17 protein-coding genes are annotated in these 15465 nt (G+C 70.3%); 7 read left to right on the top strand and 10 right to left on the bottom strand.

Annotation, left to right across the window (positions count from 1 at the left end):
* Nucleotides 1-101: 101 nt before the first annotated feature.
* The 4 genes from FNH05_RS14500 to FNH05_RS14485 form a co-directional block, all read right to left on the bottom strand.
* A complete protein-coding gene (locus FNH05_RS14500; RefSeq protein WP_246127731.1) occupies nucleotides 102-479 on the bottom strand; it encodes a hypothetical protein in 378 nt (125 codons plus the stop codon).
* Nucleotides 480-580: 101 nt separating this feature from the next.
* On the bottom strand, nucleotides 581-2422 hold the full coding sequence (locus tag FNH05_RS14495) for a VanW family protein (RefSeq protein ID WP_144588391.1): 1842 nt from the start codon (nucleotides 2420-2422) through the stop codon (nucleotides 581-583).
* Nucleotides 2423-2436: 14 nt separating this feature from the next.
* Entirely contained in the window at nucleotides 2437-2730 is a 294-nt protein-coding gene (locus tag FNH05_RS14490) for a GroES family chaperonin (protein WP_144588399.1), read from the bottom strand.
* Between the two features lie 61 nt (nucleotides 2731-2791).
* Nucleotides 2792-4168 carry a carboxypeptidase regulatory-like domain-containing protein gene (locus FNH05_RS14485; RefSeq protein ID WP_144588389.1) on the bottom strand — a complete coding sequence of 459 codons (1377 nt, stop codon included), beginning with the start codon at nucleotides 4166-4168 and terminating at the stop codon, nucleotides 2792-2794.
* Between the two features lie 56 nt (nucleotides 4169-4224).
* Between FNH05_RS14485 and FNH05_RS14480 the strand changes: the two genes are divergently transcribed.
* Complete coding sequence (locus FNH05_RS14480) at nucleotides 4225-4812, top strand: TetR/AcrR family transcriptional regulator (RefSeq protein WP_144588387.1); 588 nt, start codon at nucleotides 4225-4227, stop codon at nucleotides 4810-4812.
* On the opposite strand, the gene FNH05_RS14475 is transcribed toward FNH05_RS14480, so the two are convergent.
* Nucleotides 4790-6589 carry an NHL domain-containing thioredoxin family protein gene (locus FNH05_RS14475; protein ID WP_144588397.1) on the bottom strand — a complete coding sequence of 600 codons (1800 nt, stop codon included), beginning with the start codon at nucleotides 6587-6589 and terminating at the stop codon, nucleotides 4790-4792. The genes FNH05_RS14480 and FNH05_RS14475 overlap by 23 nt on opposite strands.
* Nucleotides 6590-6711: 122 nt before the next feature.
* On the opposite strand from FNH05_RS14475, the gene FNH05_RS14470 reads away from it, so the two are divergent.
* Entirely contained in the window at nucleotides 6712-7146 is a 435-nt protein-coding gene (locus FNH05_RS14470; protein ID WP_144588385.1) for an FxsA family protein, read from the top strand.
* 12 nt (nucleotides 7147-7158) lie between these two features.
* Here the strand turns inward: FNH05_RS14470 and FNH05_RS14465 are convergent, their stop codons facing one another.
* The gene (locus FNH05_RS14465; protein ID WP_246127730.1) at nucleotides 7159-7725 is read right to left on the bottom strand and encodes an SCP2 sterol-binding domain-containing protein; all 567 of its coding nucleotides are present in this window, start codon (nucleotides 7723-7725) and stop codon (nucleotides 7159-7161) included.
* Between the two features lie 45 nt (nucleotides 7726-7770).
* Between FNH05_RS14465 and FNH05_RS14460 the strand changes: the two genes are divergently transcribed.
* On the top strand, nucleotides 7771-8424 hold the full coding sequence (locus FNH05_RS14460) for a TetR/AcrR family transcriptional regulator (protein WP_144588383.1): 654 nt from the start codon (nucleotides 7771-7773) through the stop codon (nucleotides 8422-8424).
* Here FNH05_RS14460 and FNH05_RS14455 read toward each other — a convergent pair.
* Together FNH05_RS14455 and FNH05_RS14450 are read right to left on the bottom strand one after the other, a co-directional pair.
* Nucleotides 8381-9250, bottom strand: a complete 870-nt coding sequence (locus tag FNH05_RS14455; RefSeq protein ID WP_144588381.1) for a MaoC/PaaZ C-terminal domain-containing protein — start codon at nucleotides 9248-9250, stop codon at nucleotides 8381-8383. The genes FNH05_RS14460 and FNH05_RS14455 overlap by 44 nt on opposite strands.
* A complete protein-coding gene (locus FNH05_RS14450) occupies nucleotides 9250-10590 on the bottom strand; it encodes a 3-oxoacyl-ACP reductase (RefSeq protein WP_144588379.1) in 1341 nt (446 codons plus the stop codon). The genes FNH05_RS14455 and FNH05_RS14450 overlap by 1 nt, the downstream gene beginning before the upstream one ends.
* A 91-nt stretch (nucleotides 10591-10681) precedes the next feature.
* On the opposite strand from FNH05_RS14450, the gene FNH05_RS14445 reads away from it, so the two are divergent.
* On the top strand, nucleotides 10682-11953 hold the full coding sequence (locus tag FNH05_RS14445; protein ID WP_144588377.1) for an acetyl-CoA C-acetyltransferase: 1272 nt from the start codon (nucleotides 10682-10684) through the stop codon (nucleotides 11951-11953).
* A gap of 26 nt (nucleotides 11954-11979) precedes the next feature.
* Here the strand turns inward: FNH05_RS14445 and FNH05_RS14440 are convergent, their stop codons facing one another.
* Nucleotides 11980-12486, bottom strand: a complete 507-nt coding sequence (locus FNH05_RS14440; RefSeq protein WP_186382549.1) for a DoxX family protein — start codon at nucleotides 12484-12486, stop codon at nucleotides 11980-11982.
* 218 nt (nucleotides 12487-12704) lie between these two features.
* On the opposite strand from FNH05_RS14440, the gene FNH05_RS14435 reads away from it, so the two are divergent.
* Together FNH05_RS14435 and FNH05_RS38065 are read left to right on the top strand one after the other, a co-directional pair.
* The gene (locus FNH05_RS14435) at nucleotides 12705-13901 is read left to right on the top strand and encodes an ATP-binding protein (RefSeq protein ID WP_144588375.1); all 1197 of its coding nucleotides are present in this window, start codon (nucleotides 12705-12707) and stop codon (nucleotides 13899-13901) included.
* Between the two features lie 184 nt (nucleotides 13902-14085).
* Entirely contained in the window at nucleotides 14086-14235 is a 150-nt protein-coding gene (locus tag FNH05_RS38065) for a hypothetical protein (protein WP_186382548.1), read from the top strand.
* Nucleotides 14236-14376: 141 nt separating this feature from the next.
* Here FNH05_RS38065 and FNH05_RS14430 read toward each other — a convergent pair whose 3' ends face one another.
* The gene (locus FNH05_RS14430) at nucleotides 14377-14880 is read right to left on the bottom strand and encodes a hypothetical protein (protein ID WP_144588373.1); all 504 of its coding nucleotides are present in this window, start codon (nucleotides 14878-14880) and stop codon (nucleotides 14377-14379) included.
* A 109-nt stretch (nucleotides 14881-14989) separates the two neighbouring features.
* Here FNH05_RS14430 and FNH05_RS14425 point away from each other — a divergent pair.
* Nucleotides 14990-15465 (top strand): MarR family winged helix-turn-helix transcriptional regulator (locus FNH05_RS14425; RefSeq protein WP_144588371.1); only part of this gene is annotated, 476 nt, incomplete at its 3' end.

Raw genomic sequence — 15465 nt, 5'->3', positions numbered from 1 at the left:
GTGGCGCGTACGGCAGGCGGCACCACAACATCACCAGGTAGCGAACTTTTTCCCCGGCCGTGCCGGCGGGTGCACTTCCCCGCCGGCACGGCCCTTTTCTCTTACCGGAAGGCCGCGCAGGCAACGGCGACGTAGGACTTTTCCGGGGCACGGAAGCCCACTTCGGCCCAGCGCGTGTCGGTGATCTGCCTGCCGTCGGGACCGACGCAGCTGTAGACGCCGCCGGTGACGTACGGGCCGCACGGAAGGTCGCCCGCGTGCACGCAGGTGGTGTAGTTGAGGCAGGTCAGTGTGCCCAGCAGGGTCGAGCCGACGTCCGCCCCGGCGCGCACGTTGAGCCGGCAGTCGTTCGCCGCGGTGGCGTGCACCAGTGCCGGCTCCGGCGGTGGAGGGGTCGCGGCCGCCGCCGTGACCGGCGGCAGCATCGTGAAACCGGCGCAGGCGATGGCCACCGCCGCGGGCAACACCTTTTTCAGCACAACCAGCCTCCCAGCGGAACGTGATGATCAACAAACCGACGGTAACAGCGTCGGCGAGGCCGGGGCACTGACACGATCGGGGCGGCTGGGGAGGCCGGGGATCAGCAGTACGTGGCGGGCCGCGGTGCGTAACGGACCGTCCGGGTGTCGCGGCGGACCTCGCCCCCGGTGGCAAGGTCGTAGAGGACACGCGTGTCGGTGACGGTGAATCCGGACACCCCCGCCGAGATCCGGCAACCGGGCGGCTGGTTCTCCAGCGTGGGCGGGGTGACCTCCTCGCTCGGACCGGTGTTGCCGACGACGCGGTACTGCCTGGTGCCCCAGAGCCGGACGGTCACCGCCGAACCCGATGCCTCCGCTTGGATCACCACACCGCTGGCCAGGTTGTCCGTGAACTTGAGATCCACCGGGGAGCCGTCGTCGCGGAGCAAGATCGCGTCGCGGCCGGGCGGGTAGCGGTCGATGTAGGAGGTGTGCTCGGCGTGCCCGGCGTCGGTCAGCCCGGCGAAGTAAAGGGCGTTGTACAGGGTGGAGGCGAACTGCGAGGATCCGCCACCCGGCACGGTCCGGCCGCTGCCGTCCTCGTCCACCGGCGCGGGCACGAAACCCTGGCCGAACCCGCCGATCCTGGCGAGCAGGCTGAACGTCTCACCCGGCCGCACGAGCGCGCCGTTGACCTTGGCCGCCATCGCCTGCACGTTCGCCGCGGCCGGCCCGTCCAGGCCGATCGTGGTGAACTCGCCGACGACCTCCTTGACGTTCAGTGCGGTGGCGTCGTCGGTGCTCAGTTTCGGTTTGCTCGTCAGGTAACGCACCGGCAGTTCGCGGCCGTTCTGCTGGTACAGCACGGCCTTCAGCCCGCCGAAGGTGCCCGGCCAGTCGATCCTGCGCCCGTCCTCCGAGGGCTGGACGAAGGGCACTCCGGAGGGGAACACGATCTGCGCGTCCCGGCCCGGCCGCTCGGTGGGGGCGAGCCGGGGTTGCAGAATCTGCTGCAGCTTGGCGGTTTCCAGTGTCACGGCGAGTTCCCCGCCGTCCTGGGCGGTGAACCGCAGTGCCGAGGCGATCGAATCCGGCCGCAGCACCGCCTCCGCTCCGTCCCCGCGCACGGTAAGCGGTTTCGCCACGGCGGGAACGGCCACCTCTTCCAGCGCGCGGTGCACGCCCTCGGAGGTCGCCTTGACCGGGATCGATTCGACCGGGACCCGCACCCCGGTCTTGTCGAGCCAGCGTGCCTTCACCAGGTTGGCCGCGCCCCGGATGTCCGTGACGGTCTGTCCCGGACGCGGTTCGATCGCGTAGGGCGCGACGCCGCCGTCGGTACCGGCGATGGGCCGGAAGCCGATACCGCCCTCCGTGGGCGGGTGGTTCAGTGCGTCGGCGGCGAGCGCGCTCACCGCCTTGTTCAACTCGTCTGGATCGGTCTTGGTGATCACTCCGACGTCGCGGCGGACGAAGAACGACCTGATCCGGTCGAGCGGATCGAGCGGCTGACTGCCCGCCTGCGCCAGGGTGGACGTCCAGTCCACTTTCAGCCCGGAACTCACCGGATCGAGTGCGGCCCGCACATCGCCCGCGAGCACCGGCACCGGCTGGGCGAGCCGGGGCCCGAGTTCCCGGCGCAGCTTGGTTTCGGCGTCGGCGCGTGCCATGCCGCCGACCTCGACGCCCGCCACCGCCACCCCGCGCGGAACGTGCCCGGCGCTCAGGACCAGGTCGATGGTGTAGAGGATGGCGCCGACCACCAGAAAGCCGCCGATGCCCATCAGCGCGAAGCCGAGGTAGCGCTTTCCTTTCGACGGCCCGGCGGGTGGGGCGGTGCGGGTGTCGAGCAGTTCGCCGGCCAATGCCTCCTCGGTGACCGGCGGAAACTCTTCGGTGCGGCATTCGGCAAACGGAACCCGTTCGAGGTTCCCTTCCGGCCAGTTGTCGTCCTCCCGCACCGCGCCTCCCCGCGCTACAAGTACAACCCCGTCCCCTGTTCCGTGCGCTCGGTGGCCACCGCGTGGATGTCGCGCTCCCGCATCACGAGGTAGGCCTCGCCCTGAATCTCGACCTCCATCTGGTCTTCGGGGTTGAACAGCACACGGTCGGAGACCTTCACGGTACGCACATTAGCGCCCACACCGAGTACATGCCCCCAGGCGAGGCGGCGCGCCACCTGCGCGGTCGCGGGAATGACGATGCCCCCGCTGCTCCGGCGCTCGCCCTCGTCGGCGGACAGCCGCACCAACACCCGATCGTGCAGCATCTGGATTTCTAGTTTGGCGCCGGCAACCGGCACGCTTCTGGCATCCGACACGCCGGTAATGCTACGCACCGGGGGATGCGGTGACCGTGGGCCGCCGGGAGGCCAGTTCGAAATCCTCGACCCGGCTGGTCCCTTCGCGGACCGGGATCCGGCGCACCGCGGAATGCAGCCCGGGCGCGGACACCACCACGTCGACGAACTGCTCCGGCAGGCCGGTGACCCCGTAGACGCCGCGCTCGTCGGCCACCGCGCGGACGAGCTGGCCGCCGCGGCCGTCGGTGACCGTGACGACCGCCCCGGCGACCCGTTTGCCGCCGCCGGTCCGCACCGTGCCCCGCACCATCGGCACCGGTTCCCCGAAGTGGTGGGGGTGCGGGACCAGCGCGGTCGGCCGGGGAATCTCGATCGTCGGGTCCTCGACCGGCGGCTCCTCGACCCGCGGCTGCGCCACGTCGGTCGTGACGGCCTGCCTGCGCTGCCACCAGGCGCGGCCCGCGATGAGCACCACGCCGAACAGCACCCAGGCGCAGAGCGCGAGCACCGGACCGGCGACTCCGGCGCCGTCGAAGTAGAAGACCCCGCGCAGCGCCTCGATCAGGTTGCCCATCGGCATGACGGGATGCAGGGCGCGGAAGAACCCCGGCACCAGCTGCACCGGCACCGCACCCCCGCTCGAGGGCATGCTGAGCAGCACGAACAGGCCCACCGCGACGCCGGGAACGAACTGTTTGAAGAAGGGCACCAGCCCGAATGCGGTGAGGGCGACGCCCTGGGTGAGCAGGAACGCGAGGGGGATGGTCACCGGGTCGGACGGGATCACGTCGAGCGCGAGACCCACCAGGTAGCCGAGCACGCTGACGGCGGCTCCCCAGCCGACGAGGGTGAGCAGCTTCGCGCGGCGGCTCAGGGTGACCGCGCGCAGCAGCATCATCACGACGATGTAGCTGGGGATGGTCCACGCCAGTACCAGGTAGAACAGGCCGGTGCCCATGGGGTCCCCGTTCGCGGTGGGCGCGAGGTCGGTGACGGTGAGCGTGCCGCCGCTCTTCGCCGCGATCGGCGTGATGGCCTGGTTCACCACCGATTCGAGCAGGTAGCCCTCGGCCTTGGCGACGTAGAGCACCGGGTGTCCGGGAACCGGGGAGAACCCGGCCACCACGTCGCGGTCGAGCACCGCCTGGCGGGCCGCGGCGGTCGTGGTGACCTGCTGGATGTCGAAGGCGCCCTGGCTCGCCTTGTCGAGAGCGGCCTGGATCTGCACGGCCGCCGGGCCGGCGACCGCGATCTTCACGTGGTGCGGGCTCGGCTGGTGGAAGGGCAGCAGGTAGCAGAAGAGGAAGCCCAGCGCGAAGAACGCCGGAAACCAGAGACTCTCGGCGAGGGTCCGCAGGGTGTGCGCGGGGGTCCGGAGGGTGTCACCATCCGCCTTGTGGGCCATGAATCCACGCTAACAGTTTTTGCAGTCAACGCAAAAATGCAGGTAGTGTAAGAAATATGACATCCCTGCGGGAACGCAAGAAGGAAGCCACGCGCGACGCGCTGCGGCACGCCGCGGTGACGCTCTACCGGGAGCACGGGCCGCAGGCGGTCACGGTCGAGGACATCTGCGCGAAGGCGGGCGTCTCGGCCCGCACCTTCTTCAACTACTTCGAGACCAAGGACGAGGCCGCCCTCTTCCTCGACGTCAGCACCGAACAACTGCGGCGGCGGATCATCGACCGCCCGGCGCCGGAAAGCCCGCTCCAGGCGCTGCGCGCGGTGTTCGCGGCACGCCTCGAGCAGGTGGCACAGAGCGACATCTTCCGCGAACGGACGCTGCTCCTGCGCGAGCGTCCCGAACTGGTGCCCCGCATGACCCACACCAACCGGGCCTTCGAAGCGGCCGTGGTCGCCGGGCTCGCCGCGCGCACCGGCCTTCCCGACGACGACATCTACGTCCGCACCACCGCGGCCGCCGCCTTCGCCGCGCACCGCACCGCCGTCACCTGCTGGCAGCCCGGCGAGGACCCCGGCCTGGTCACCCTCCTGCACCAGGCGCTGGACGTCCTGGAACGGGGGTTTACGCCGTCCCGGCCAGGATGAGGCGCAGCGTCGCCGGTCCGCCCGGTTCGATCCGGACGGGGACGCCCCAGTCCTGCCTGCTGACCCGGCACACCGGATGTTCGGCGCCGGAATCACAGCTCGCGGCCTGTGCCACGATCTGGAGCACCCCTTCCGCGGGCCCGTCCGCGAGGCGGATCCTCCGGGTCAGGCCGGTGCCGGTGCCCGCCCCCTCCCGCAGAAGCTCCGGCGGCGACGCGCGGACCTCCAGCCGGGTCGAAGGGCCGAACCGGTCGTCGAGCTTCTCGCCCGGCGGCGGGGTGAACACCACGGCGAGTTCGACCTCGCCGGGTGCGAGCACGCTCGGCGGCCGTCGCACCTCGTGCGCGTCCCCGGCCACCTGCCGCGCGGTGTCCTCCGTCAGTGGCAGGGGACGCAGGCGGTGCGCGGCCGACTCGACCACGAGCAGCGCTTCGCCGGTGACGAGCAGGCCGGACGGTTCGGCCAGCCCCTCGGCGAGCGTGGCGACCTTCCCGGTCCGCGGGTCGTAGCGCCGGACCGCCCCGTTGTAGGTGTCGGCGATCGCGATCGCGCCGTCCGGCAGCACGGCCACCCCGAGCGGATGCTGCAGCAGGGCCTCGGCGGCGTCGCCGTCGCGGTGTCCGAAGGAGAACAGGTCCGTGCCCACCGCCGTGTGCACCTCACCCCGCTCGATCCACCGCACGGCGGAGGTTTCCGCGTCCGCCAGCCACAGGCGATCGCCCTGTGCCGCCAGTCCGGAGGTCTGGGCGAAGAACGCCTCCTCCAGCAGGCCGTCACGCAGGCCCTCGACGGTGGTGCCCGCGAATCGCGAGATCGTCCCGGCGACCGGATCGAACAGGCCGAGCGTGTGGTTTCCCGCCATCGCCACGACCACCCCGCCCGCCGGGGCCCACCAGGCGACATCCCACGGGCTGGTGAGGTCGATTTCCCGCGCCGGACCGCCGGTTCCGCCGTTGCGCCACTGCCGCCCGGTACCGGCCACAGTGGACACCCGGCCGGTGGTCAGGTCGATGCCGCGCAGGAGGTGACCGGCGGTGTCGGCGACCAGCAGGTGGTAACCCGCCCGCTCGGCGATCTCGGGCGGCAGCAGGGCCAGTCCGGAGGGTTCGGCGAAACTCGCGCGGTCGAAGGCGCCGTCGGCCGCGCCCCGCTCACCGGTGCCGAAACGGCGGATCACCGTCTCGCCGTCCGAGGCGAACTCCACCACCGAGTGGTGCCCGGTGTCCGCGACGAGGATCCGCCCCTCGGCGGTCGCCACGGCCTTGCTCGGGAAGCGCAGCCGTCCCGCGTGTTCCTCGGCAGGCACGTACGGTGAGCCACCGCGGCGGAGCGTGCCCTTCGCCTCGTGCACGGCGATCAGCTCGGCGATCACCCGGCGCAGCGCCTCGGCGTGGCCCTCCCCGGCGGCGACGTGCACGACGTAACCCTCGGGATCGACGACGACCAGCGTCGGCCACGCCTTCACCGCGTACTGCTGCCAGGTCTCCATCTCGGGATCGTTGACCACGGGATGGTGCACCTCGTAGCGCCGCACGGCCGCCTCGATCGCACCGGAGGAGCCCTCGTGCAGGAACTTCGGCGAATGCACCCCGATGGTCACCAGTACGTCGGCGAACTCGGCTTCCAGCGGGCGCAGCTCGTCGAGGACGTGCAGGCAGTTGATGCAGCCCGAGGTCCAGAAGTCCAGCAGCACGATCCGGCCGCGCAGCCGGGCCAGCGTCAGCCGCTCGCCGCCGGTGTTGAGCCAGTGCTCGCCGGACAGTTCGGGCGCGCGCACGCGGGCCTGCCGTCGTACAGAAGTCACATCGGCTTGCAACGAAGGCGATGATCACGCTTGTTCCCGTGAAGGGCCCCTCACGCTGCGGGGAGCAAACGAGGGGCGTGCCGCGTTGTACGGGTATGGCTGTCGTGCTCCTGCTCTATGTGGTTGCCGAGGTGGCCGCCGTCTGGGCGGTGAGCTCGGCACTGGGTGTGCTCGCCACCCTGGGCCTGCTGCTGGCCGGCGCGTTCGTCGGATCCTGGCTGGCCCGGCGCGAGGGCGCCCGCGCCGCCCGCGCCTTCATGACCACCACCAGGTCCGGCCGGGCTCCCGTCGCCGAGGTCACCGACGGAATGCTGATCGGCTTCGGCGGTCTGCTGATCATGGTGCCGGGGTTCGTCTCCGACGTGGTGGGCCTGCTCCTGCTGCTGCCGCCCACCCGGGCCGTGGTGCGCGGGCTGTGGCTGCGCCGGGCGGAACGGCGGATGGCGGTGCACAGCCGCGGCCGGACGATCGTGGTGGACAGCGAGATCGTCCAGGAACCGGGGAACCACCCGGTCATCGAGGGGCGCTGAGTCGCCGCTGGGTCAGGCGTCCGCCGGTTTGGGGATGTCGAAGTAGCTCACCAGGCGCAGCGCGGGGGTGTACTCGCCCTTGACCCGGACCCTGCCGGTGACGAACAGGGCCGTCACGGCGGCGTTTCCGGTGGCTATTCGGAAAAAATCTTCCACGGCGATGGTGATCGTGGTGTCCGGCTCACGACCGAGATCGGGGGCGGAGACACAGCAGCCCTCCTCGATCACCGTCTGGAAACGGTCGAATCCGCCCTCGCCCACCCCACCGGAAAACCGCCAGCTCACCACCATCGAGACGTATGCCGCCTTTTCCGGAACAAAGTGATCAGCCATCCGGCGGAATACCTCGTCCAGGAACACGTGCCGCAACTCGGGATGCGTCGCCAGCGCCCTGAGCTGCTCCTTCGAGGCGCGCCGGACCACCGAGACGAGTGTTTCGGTGGTCAGGCCCCGCAATTCCACCCCGGCCCCGGCCACACCGAGCATATGCAGCGTTTCCAGTAGCCGGACGAACTGGTGCGCGGTCAGTTTGCCCAGATCGATCTGACGCGCCAGTGCGTCGACGACATCCGAAGGCACGAATCGGATTCTACCGGCACACAGGGTACGGGGTAGCGTTTCCGTGTGACCGAAGAAGTGAAAGCGCCGGGACGAGCCCGGCGGTTACCCCGTGCGGTGCGCGAACGGCAGATCCTGGACGCGGCGGTGGAGGTCTTCTCCCGGCACGGCTACCACTCGGCCTCGATGGATGAGATCTCCGAGGTCGCGGGCGTGTCCAAGCCGATGATCTACTCCTACCTCGGCGCGAAGGAAGACCTGTTCGCCAAGTGCATCCGCCGGGAGGCCGGCAGGCTGCTGGAGGCGGTGCGTGCGGGCATCCGCACCGAACTGCCCCCGGACATGCAGCTGTGGCACGGGCTGCGGGCGTTCTACCGGTTCGTCGCCGAGTACCGCGACTCGTGGACCGTGCTGCACCGGCAGGCCCTCACCGTCGGCGGGCAGTTCGCCGACGAGGTCACCGTGCTGCGCACCAAGGCGATCGACATCGTGGCCGCGCTGGTGGTCACCGCGGGCACGAAGCAGGGCCTCGGCCAGGTGGCCGAGTTCTCCGGGCCCGCGCTGGCCGTGTCTCTGGTCGGGGCGGCCGAATCCCTCGCGGACTGGTGGCTCGACCATTCGGACGTGTCCGACGGGGTACTGGCCTCCTGGCTGATGAACCTGGTGTGGCTCGGGTTCAACGACCTGATGGAGGGGCAGGTGTGGCGCCCGGCCGGCTGATCGTGCCCTCCAGATGCGGCTTGGGTTTCCTGGCGTTCCACAGCTCGAAGGCCCAGCCGTCCCCGGTCTGCCACGAGGTGAACGCGACCTTCGCCGGCAGCAGGACGGGCAGCTTGAACCGCACGTCCACGGTGTAGGCCTCGGGCAGGCGACCCTCGAAGGCGGCGAGGCAGCGGGCCTTGGTCCACATGCCGTGCGCGATGGCGGACCGGAAGCCGAACAGCCGCGCGGTCAGCGGGTGCAGATGGATCGGGTTGCGGTCGCCGGAGACCTCGGCGTAGCGACGGCCGATATCGCCGGGCACCCCCCAGACCGCGGTGGGCGACGGCGGGGCGAGCTGGCGGCTCGGTGCCGAACCGCCAGCACCGCCGCCCCGCCGCAGATAGGTGCTGACCTCGCTCCAGACCACCCCGTCCGCGGTGGACACCTCGGACAGCACGTCGAACTGCCTGCCCTTTTCGTGCGGGCGGAGGTTCTCCGCCCGCACCCTCACCGTGCAGCGCTCGTCCAGCCGGAGCGGGCGGTGCTGGGTGATGCGGTTGGCCACGTGCACCATGCCGAGCAGGGGGAACGGGAAGCCCGGCTCGGTCATCAGTGCCATCTGCAGGCCGAACGCGAGCAGGTGCGGATAGGTGACGGGCAGTTCGTCGGCCAGCCGGAACCCGCACACCTGGTTGTAGACGGCGAGGTGCGCCGGGTCGATTTCGAGGTCGGGACGCACGTATTCGGTGTCCGGCAGCGTGTCGCCCGCGGCGGAATGCGGCAGCAGGGCCTTGGCGTACAGCGGCAGCAGCCGCGGTGCCTCGCGCAGTTCCTTGGTGCTCATCACGCCCCCAGCAGGGCCTGGCCGCACACGCGGACCACGTTGCCGTTGACCGCGGCGGAAGCGGGGTTGGCGTACCAGGCGATCGTTTCGGCCACGTCGACCGGCAGGCCGCCCTGGCCGAGGCTGGACAGGCGCCGCCCGGCCTCGCGGATGAACAGCGGGACGGCGGCGGTCATCTTGGTCTCGATGAAACCGGGCGCGACCGCGTTGATCGTGGCGCCGTACTCGGCGAGCCTCGGCGCGCTTTCGTCGACCATCCCGATCACCCCGGCCTTGCTCGTGGCGTAGTTGGTCTGGCCGACGTTGCCCGCGATCCCGGCGATCGAGGACACGCCGACGATGCGGCCGTTCTCCCGGAGCACCTTGTCCGCCAGCAGCCTGTCGTTGATCGCCAGCTGCGCGGCGAGGTTCACGGTGATCACCGCGTCCCAGCCGCCCTGGTTCAGGTTGCCGAGGGTCTTGTCCCGGGTGATCCCGGCGTTGTGCACCACGATGTCGACCCCGCCGTGGCGCTCGCGCAGGTGGCCGGCGAGCTTGGCGGGCGCGTCGGCGGCGGTGATGTCGAGCTGCAGTGCGGAGCCCCCGATTCGGTTCGCCACCTCGGAAAGCTCGGCCCCCTGGGCGGGGATGTCGAGCGCGACCACGTGTGCGCCGTCGCGGGCGAATACCTCGGCGATCGCCGCGCCGATCCCGCGGGAGGCGCCGGTGACCAGGGCGACCTTGCCCGCCAGTGGCCGTTCCCAGCTCTGCGGCGCGGGGACGTCCGGGATGCCCTTGGTGCCGATGCGGATCACCTGGCCGTCGACGAAGGCCGACTTGGCCGAGAGCAGGAATCGCAAGGTGGATTCGGTGGCGTTCTCCGCGCCCGGCGCGACGTAGACGAGCTGGGCGGTCGCGCCGCGCTTGAGTTCCTTGCCGACCGAGCGCACAAAGCCCTCCAGTGCGCGCTGGGCGATCCGCTCGCGCCCTTCGGCCAGTTCGGGCGGTGTGCCGAGGACGAGCACCCGCCCGCAGTAACCGGTCTTGCGGATCACCGGGTGGAAGAACAGGTACAGCTCACGCAGCTGGGCGGGATCGGTGATACCGGTGGCGTCGAAGACGAGTGCGCCGTAGCGCTGGTCGGCGGGGGCACCGAGCACTTCGATACCGGCCTCGCCGAGCTGGCCCCTCACCGTCTTCTCGAGCCGCCCGCCGGGCGCGGCGCCCAGAAGTGCGGGACCATCGAGGGCGGGCTGGCCCGGCCGGTACCGGCGCAACGTGGCGGGATTGGGCAGGCCGAGCTTGGGCACCAGGAACTTCCCCACGGGTGTCTTGGTGAACTGCTGATACCGATCCGCCATGGTCGCCCTCCTCGTGTCCTGCACCAGCCTAACCTACTCGCGAGTAGGTTACACTCTCCGTCGAGTTCCACCATCCGAGCGGGAGGAAACCATGGACGTCCGCAAAGTCGCGATCATCGGCGGCAACCGCATCCCGTTCGCCCGGTCGAACGGCCCCTACTCCGGTGCCTCCAACCAGGACATGCTGACGGCCGCCGTCGACGGCCTGGTCAGCCGCTTTTCGCTGCAGGGCGAGCGGATCGGCGAGGTGGCCGCCGGTGCGGTCCTCAAGCACGCCCGCGACTTCAACCTGGCCAGGGAATGCGTGCTCGGCAGCAGGCTGGCCCCCGAGACCCCGGCCTGCGACGTGCAGATGGCCTGCGGGACCGGGCTGCAGGCGATCATCACCGTGGCGAACAAGATCGCCCTCGGGCAGATCGACTCCGCGATCGCCGGCGGGGTGGACACCACCTCCGACGCGCCGCTCGCGGTGAACGACGACCTGCGGCGCATCCTGGTCCGGCTCAACGCCGCGAAGTCGCTCGGCGAGCGCCTGCGCCTGCTCACGAAGCTCCGCCCGGGGCAGATCGTCCCGGAGATCCCGCGCAACGCCGAGCCGCGCACCGGCCTGTCGATGGGTGAGCACGCCGCGCTGACCGCCAAGGAGTGGGGCATCCCGCGCGAGGCGCAGGACGAGCTGGCGGCGGCCAGCCACCAGCGGCTCGCCGCCGCCTACGACCGCGGCTTCTTCGACGACCTGCTCACGCCCTTCCTCAAGCTGTCCCGGGACCAGAACCTCCGCCCGGACTCCACGGCGGAAAAGCTCGCGAAGCTCAAGCCGGCCTTTGGCGGCCGGGACGGCACCATGACCGCGGGCAACTCGACCCCGCTCACCGACGGGGCCTCCACCGTGCTGCTGGCCACCGAGGAGTGGGCCCGGGAGCGGAACCTGCCGGTACTGGCCTACCTGACCTTCTCGCAGACCGCGGCCGTCGACTACGTGCACGGGCGCGAAGGCCTGCTGATGGCACCGGCCTACGCGGTGCCGCGGATGCTCGCCCGCGCCGGGCTGGCGCTGGGCGATTTCGACTTCTACGAGATCCACGAGGCCTTCGCCTCCCAGGTGCTCGCGACGCTGAAGGCCTGGGAGGATCCGACCTTCGCGAAGGAGAAGCTCGGCCTGGACGCGCCGCTCGGCTCGATCGACCGGGCGAAGCTCAACGTCAACGGCTCCTCGCTGGCCGCGGGCCACCCCTTCGCCGCCACCGGCGGCCGGATCGTGGCCACCCTGGCGAAGCTGCTGCACGAGAAGGGCTCCGGCCGCGGCCTGATCTCCATCTGCGCCGCGGGCGGCCAAGGCGTCACCGCGATCCTCGAGAAGTAACCGCGGCGCGAGCTGCCCGGGCCCCTTCACCCGGGCAGCTTGCCCCGCGCGGTCTCGGCCGTGTTCTGCACCTGCCTGCTCGCCTTGGCAGCGGCACGGCGAGCACGCCAGCCGAGGGAAGGCCTGCCCTCCGTGTCGGCGGCGGCGATGAGCAGCCCGCCCACGAGACCGGCGTTCTTCAGGAAGTGGATCAGCTGCTGCTGCTTTTCACTGTCGTCCTTGGCCTCCCAGAACGGGTGCCCGGCGATTGTGGTCGGCACCAGGCTGCCGACCAGCGCGAGCGCCGACAGGCGCGGGACCCTGCCGAACGCGAACAGGGTGCCCGCGACGATCTTCACCGCCGCGTCGGCACGGACCAGCGTGACCGGATCGGTCGAGACCGCGGGCGGCAGCCTGTCCTGCCTGGCCCCGATCGTCTTGTCCACCAGGGGTTTCGCCACTTCCGCATGCCCTTCGGCCTGCCGCAGGGCCCCGATCCCGCCGTAGATGAAGATCGATGCGAGCAGGGGACGGGCCACTCGACGCAAGATCACGGTCCTCGCCTTCCTCGGTTGCCGGACACCTTCCCGGCTAGCTACCCGCTCGGCGGCTTCTTCAAAGATCTATCCCGGTATTGCCCTGAAGCTAGACAGCTCTAGACAGTCCGAGAGGTCGGGCGGCGGGGTGAAGGCACCGCACCGGCGCCGACACGCCGTAGGGAATTCTGGGCGAATATCGGACGGTTGCTAGAAAGGCCGATACCGTCCTGGCCGTGGACCCGATCCGGAACCCGTTCGCACCCGGGGCGGGGCAGCGACCTCCCGAACTGGCGGGGCGGGAGCGGGAGCTGCACGCCTTCGAAGTGGTGCTGCAGCGGGTGGCGCGAGGACGACCCGAACGCAGCCTGATCCTCACCGGCCTGCGAGGCGTCGGCAAGACGGTGCTGCTGGGTGAGCTGCGGGCGATGGCGATCCGGCACGGCTGGGGCGCGGGCAAGATCGAAGCCCGTCCGGACGCGGAGCTGCGGCGGCCGCTGTCGGCCGCGCTGCACCGGGCGATCCGCGATCTCGCTGTCCGGCACCGCGCACCGGACCGGGTGGAGGAAGTGCTCGGCGTGCTGAAGGCGTTCGCCCTGCGCGCGAACAAGGACGACGCGAAACTGCGCGACCGCTGGCAACCGGGCATCGACGTGCCCGCCGCGCAGGGGCGCGCCGATTCGGGCGATATCGAGATCGACCTCGTCGAACTGTTCACCGACGTCGCGGAGCTGGCCGCCGACGTCGGCACCGGCGCGGTGATCCTGATCGACGAGATGCAGGACCTGAAGGCCGCGGACGTCTCGGCGCTGTGCGCGGCCTGCCACGAACTGTCCCAGTCCGGCTCGCCGCTGGTCGTGGTCGGCGCCGGCCTGCCGCACGTGCCCGCCGTGCTGTCCGCGTCGAAGTCCTACTCGGAACGGTTGTTCCGCTATGCCCGCATCGACCGGCTCGACCGGCAGGACGCCGATCGAGCGGTGCTCGCCCCGATCGAACGCGAGGAGGCGGGGATCGAGCCGGAGGCGCTGGACGCCCTCTTCGACGCCTCCGGTGGTTACCCCTACTTCATCCAGGCCTACGCGAAGGCCGCCTGGGACGCCGCGCCCGCCGATCCGATCACGGTGGAGGACGTCCGGGTCGCCGCCCCGGAAGCCGAGCAGGAACTCGCGGTGGGCTTCTTCGGCTCCCGGTACGAGCGGGCCACCCCGGCCGAGCGCGAGTACCTGCTCGCCATGGCCGAGCTGACCCAGGGCCGCGACGAGGGCGCCGGCACCTCGGACATCGCGGTCTACCTTGGCCGGAAGCCGTCTTCGTTGTCGCCCGCACGGGACAGCTTGATGAAGAAGGGCCTGGTGTACTCGGCCGAGCGGGGGCGGATCGCGTTCACCGTGCCCCACTTCGGCCACTACCTGCTCGGCCGCGCCGACGACTGATCGGGCTTTCTCGCCGTTTCTAGCGTTATCCCAAGAGCTCGACATCGTCCGGAAGACAGAGCACCTGCCGATGATTCATCGGCAGGTGCGCTAGATCACCGGATAATCGTTGGCACCGCCGGACTCCTCGGGCGCATACTGGAGTCATCAGCAACCGCGAGGATCCTGAGGGGATGCAGTACCGATGACCACCATTGCCGCCAAGTTCCGCGCCCGTCGCAGCGAGTACCGGACGCGGCGAGCACTGAACCAGGCGATCGAGGAAGCGGCCACTCCGACCATGCGTCAGGAACTGATCGCCATCGCGCAGGCGCATCGCGCCGGACTGCGCTGATAAAGTGACTCAGGAGTGACGTGCACCACATGAGAACTCAGGTGTAACGCCAAGCTTGAATCCGGCGATACTCCTGATGACCCCGTGATGCTGGCGGACCCCCGACCTGGCAGCATCACGGGGTTTCCATATGTCCGGACCTCACCGCCTTCGGGCGTGCATCTCCTGCTCCAGACGCCACTCGTCACCCTCGGCCACGAACCCCAGCCAGCGAAACGACTCCGGCGTGATGTCGGTGAAGTTCCACCGGATGGACAAGCCGTCCGAGCGCATTCCCTCCTGGTGGATCTCGTCCCCGGCGGCGCGGCCGAGCAACGTGCAGTAGATGCCCCGGACCGGTCCGAACCAGTGGACGTGCCACGCACTCAGCGCCGGGTCGTACACCCGCACCGTGGTTCCCGCCGCGGCAAGGACATCCCCCGAGCCGTCGAGGTTCGCCAGCACGTCCTGGACACCGCGCCCATCCAGCACCCAGCCGAACCGCCACTCGCGGTTCTCCTCGTGCCAGACCTCGCCGTCCCGGAACCGGTTGTGCACCAGCCAGCTCCCGGCGAACTGCCCGTAGAGCATCAACTCGTCCCGCGACTCCGGATGCGGTCCGTCCGCCTCGAGCAGTCGCAACATCTCCGTGGTTTCCTCGTTCACATCCGCCAGCCTCCGGCACGAAACCCGCTCAGGGCTTGAACATCCTTGCCCGGAAGCTTGACGGGCGCGCTACTCTTTGACTGAGTCAACGAAATTGTTGAGGTGGTCAATGAACAGTCCTCGGCTCCTGGAGCGCGTGGCCAAGGTCAGGGCCTTCAACCGGCTCTACACCGCGCTGATCGGCGTCCTCGACGAAGGGCTCGTCGGCACCGAGTACTCGCTCAGCGAGGCGAGGGTGCTCTACGAACTCGAACAACAGGGCGTCACCGAGGTCACCGAACTGCGCCGCGGGCTAGGCCTCGACGCCGGCTACGCGAGCCGCCTCCTCGGCAGGCTCGAAACCCGCGGGCTGCTCGCCCGCGAACGGTCCGAAAGCGACGGGCGGCGTCAGATCATCCGGCTCACCGAGACCGGCCGCGCCGCACAGCACTCACTGGAGCAGCGCACCGTCGACCAGATCGCGGAGCTGCTCGGGCGGCTCGGTGACGAGGACCAGCAACGGCTGGTCGCCGCCATGGGCACGATCACGAACCTGGTCGGCGAGCGCTCGCCACGACCCGCCCTCGTGCTGCGCCCGCCCCGGCC

This window comes from Amycolatopsis rhizosphaerae, assembly GCF_007713715.1.
Taxonomy (GTDB): Bacteria; Actinomycetota; Actinomycetes; order Mycobacteriales; family Pseudonocardiaceae; genus Amycolatopsis_E; species Amycolatopsis_E rhizosphaerae.
This window is presented reverse-complemented; position numbering and strand designations above follow the sequence as displayed.

Bases quoted from the DNA above. Each gene is read 5' to 3' on its own strand.
- FNH05_RS14490 (WP_144588399.1), bottom strand. From the start codon at position 2,730: ATGCTGCACGATCGGGTGTTGGTGCGGCTGTCCGCCGACGAGGGCGAG.
- FNH05_RS14485 (WP_144588389.1), bottom strand. From the start codon at position 4,168: ATGGCCCACAAGGCGGATGGTGACACCCTCCGGACCCCCGCGCACACC.
- FNH05_RS14480 (WP_144588387.1), top strand. From the start codon at position 4,225: ATGACATCCCTGCGGGAACGCAAGAAGGAAGCCACGCGCGACGCGCTG.
- FNH05_RS14470 (WP_144588385.1), top strand. From the start codon at position 6,712: ATGGCTGTCGTGCTCCTGCTCTATGTGGTTGCCGAGGTGGCCGCCGTC.
- FNH05_RS14455 (WP_144588381.1), bottom strand. From the start codon at position 9,250: ATGAGCACCAAGGAACTGCGCGAGGCACCGCGGCTGCTGCCGCTGTAC.
- FNH05_RS14450 (WP_144588379.1), bottom strand. From the start codon at position 10,590: ATGGCGGATCGGTATCAGCAGTTCACCAAGACACCCGTGGGGAAGTTC.
- FNH05_RS14445 (WP_144588377.1), top strand. From the start codon at position 10,682: ATGGACGTCCGCAAAGTCGCGATCATCGGCGGCAACCGCATCCCGTTC.
- FNH05_RS38065 (WP_186382548.1), top strand. From the start codon at position 14,086: ATGACCACCATTGCCGCCAAGTTCCGCGCCCGTCGCAGCGAGTACCGG.